The organism is Mesorhizobium sp. WSM4844 (assembly GCF_055811775.1).
The window spans coordinates 1-3141 of record NZ_JBVVQB010000105.1 but is presented as its reverse complement, the minus strand read 5'-3'; the positions used below and the strand labels follow the sequence as shown (position 1 = coordinate 3141).

Sequence of the window (3141 nt, the reverse complement as noted above, 5' to 3'; positions counted from 1 at the left end):
CGAACAGCCGCGCAGGAAGAAGCGCGACCGGCAACAGCAGGAGGAAGCCGCACCAGCCGAAAAGCCCGCCGAGCAGGCGGCGCCTGCCAGCGACGAACAGCCCGAACCGCGCAGAAAGAAGCGCGACCGGCAACAGCAGGAGGAAGCCGAGCAGGCTGCGCCTCGCGAAAACGCCACACCTGCAAATGACAACGAGCAGGTCACGCCGCGCAGGAAGAAGCGGGAGCAGGATCAGCAGATCGAAGCCGCACCATCCGAACAGCCAGCCAGGAAGGAAGCCGGCGAGCAGGCCGAACCGCTTCCGACCGACCAGCAAACGGCTCCCGCCGAGGGCGAACAGCCCCGGGATCAGGCTAAGGACCGCCGCAAGAAGCCTATCGGCGAACAGCCGGTGACAGGCGAGCAGCCCTCAACCGGCGAGCAGCCCGCCGAGCGCGAACAGGCCGCGCCCGCCGAAGGTGAAGGTCCGGCCCAGGGCGAGGCTCCCGTGTTCGACAGCCAGAAGGATGCCGTGCGCAAGCGCAGGGGCGGCAGGGACAACGCGCAAGAGACCGGCGGCCAGGACGCTGGTGGTCAACCCACCCAGCAGGACGGCGAGCAGGCGGAAGCCCCGAGGCCGGCTCCGGTCGATCAGGGACCGCCGCCTACCGATGACAGGGCGGCCCAGCAGGCGATCAAGCTTGAGAGGATGGTTCGGGCGACGGAGGAAAAGGGCAGACGCGTTGAGCGTGCGCCCGACGAGGAAAACGTTCGCCGCCGTAGGGAACGCCCGCGCGGGGTCGACGTCGTCAGGGAACTCGGCGACCGCGTTATCCTCCAGTTCAACAACCAGACGATCGTGGAAAGCGACGATGCGCCGCGCATGCGGCGTGGCGCGCGGAACGTCTACTATGAGGAGTTGTCGAGCAATCGCACTCGGGAAATCGTCGAGCGTGACAATGGTATCCAGATCGTCACCATCCGCAACCGCTACGGCGACGTCGTCCAGCGTTCACGCATCGCGCCCGACGGACGCGAATATGTGCTGAGCTATGTCGACGAGCGGCACTATGAGGACGATGGCGACTGGCGCGATCCAGGCGACGACCTGCCGCCGATTCGGATCGACATTCCGCGCGAGGAGTACATTCTGGATTCCGAGGAGGTCGAGGATCCGGACGACTACTATGCCTTCCTTGAACAGCCGCCGGTGGAGAGGGTGCAGCGCCTCTACTCGATCGACGAGGTCAAGCGCTCGGCCCGCGTGCGCGACATCGCCCGCCGCATCGACCTCGACACGCTGAACTTCGAATTCGGTTCAGCCTCGATCCCCGAAACCGAGGTGCAGAAACTGGAAGGCGTCGCCAGCGCCATGGAGAAGCTGCTGGAGAAGAACCCGGCGGAAACCTTCCTGATCGAAGGCCATACCGATGCCGTCGGCAAGCCGGAGGCGAACCTCGCTTTGTCCGACCGTCGCGTGGAGGCGGTCGCCGAAGCCCTGAGCAATGCCTTCAGCATCCCGCCGGAGAACCTGACGACACAGGGCTATGGCGAGGAGTATCTCAAGGTCGATACGTCGGAGCCGGAGCGCGAGAACCGTCGCGTCGCCATCCGCCGCATCACCTCGCTGGTGGCGCCGGTCGCCAGCGCGAATTAACTCGCAGTTTCAGAAACCTGAACTGGTTTCTGGAATCTATGCGGGAAGACATAGCCCACCCCGGTTTCTCCGGGTTGGGCTATTTCCGGCAATCAGCCGAGGTTGAAGGAGAATGTAAGTCGCGATTTAACCAGGCATTGAATCGCGAGGTCGTCCACCCCAGATTCTGGTTAGGGCTTCCCTGCCCTGTCCCGACTCCAGCGGGACACATGAGCCCCGCCGGTACCCCCTCGCCGGCGGGGTTTTTGTTTCCGGCTTCGGTTGGGAAACGAGGGCTATGCCGGTGCCAGTCAGTAGATATTTTTCACGTTGGTTTTCGAATCCGCAAACACCTCGTCCGGCACGAAGAAATCGCCGGCAAGCGGACCTGTCGCGTCAGGCGCATAGATCGAAAAATCGCTGACGCCCTCGGCGCGCAGCACCTCCTCGTCGATGTAGAAATTGCCGGTCGCTTCGCGCGACGGCCTGAGCAGGATCGCATGCGCGGCATCGGCCATGATATCGGGCGAACGGCTCATCGCCGCCACTGTCGCCCCGCCCAGAAGATTGCGCACCGCTGCCGTATCGATCGTCGAGATCGGCCACAGCGAATTGACGGCGATGCCGTCCCTGGCGAACTCCGCGCTCATGCCCAGCGTGCACATCGACATGCCGAATTTGGCCATCGTATAGGCGACATGGTTCTTGAACCATTTGGCCTTCATGTCGAGTGGCGGCGCCAGATTCAAGATGTGAGGATTGTCGGCCAACTTCAGTTGCGGAATGCACATTTTGGAAACCAGGAACGTGCCGCGTGTGTTGATCTGGTGCATCAGGTCGTAGCGCTTCATGTCGGTTTCCAGCGTGCCGGTGAGTTGGATGGCGCTGGCATTGTTGATGCAGATGTCGAGGCCGCCGAATTTTTCGACGGTTCTGGCGACCGCCTCGGCCACCTGCCCCTCCTCGCGTATGTCGCACAGCATCGGCAACGCCTTGCCGCCGGCCTGCTCGATCTCCTCAGCCGCCGTATAGATCGTGCCCGGCAGCTTCGGGTGGGGCTCGGCGGTCTTGGCCGCGATGGTCACATTGGCGCCGTCGCGCGCGGCGCGCAGCGCGATCGCCAGCCCGATGCCGCGCGACCCGCCGGAGATGAACAGCGTCTTTCCCTTGAGCGACATGTCTTGCGCCTCCGTTGCAAATCGGTTGGTCGCGATCCTTGCCCCGTGCCGTCGCCGGATACAAGAGCGGGGAGCACCGAGGGGTGGTGACGCTGCGGAGGATTTTCGCAGCGTCGCGCTGCCCCTCATCGCCCTGCCGGGCACTTCTCCCTGTATAGAGACGGGGAGAAGGACGCCTTCATCACAGCTTTCGCCAACTGGCAACGTCGCAAGTATTGAGCCGTGGCTGCGTTCAGCTTCCTTCTCCCCGTCACTATACGGGGAGAAGGTGCCGGCAGGCGGATGAGGGGCGGCGCAAACTTTGACAATGGTCGCCCGACATCCTGCCTTGGGACGTCATTCACTAAA

General features: G+C 63.6%; 2 protein-coding genes. One reads left to right on the top strand and one right to left on the bottom strand.

Annotation, left to right across the window (positions count from 1 at the left end):
- On the top strand, nt 1-1636 hold a 1636-nt coding region (locus tag AC0L2A_RS35420; protein ID WP_473612834.1), incomplete at its 5' end, for an OmpA family protein.
- Nucleotides 1637-1926: 290 nt separating this feature from the next.
- Here the strand turns inward: AC0L2A_RS35420 and AC0L2A_RS35415 are convergent.
- Nucleotides 1927-2793 carry an SDR family oxidoreductase gene (locus AC0L2A_RS35415; RefSeq protein ID WP_473612833.1) on the bottom strand — a complete coding sequence of 289 codons (867 nt, stop codon included), beginning with the start codon at nt 2791-2793 and terminating at the stop codon, nt 1927-1929.
- Between the last annotated feature and the right edge of the window lie 348 nt (nt 2794-3141).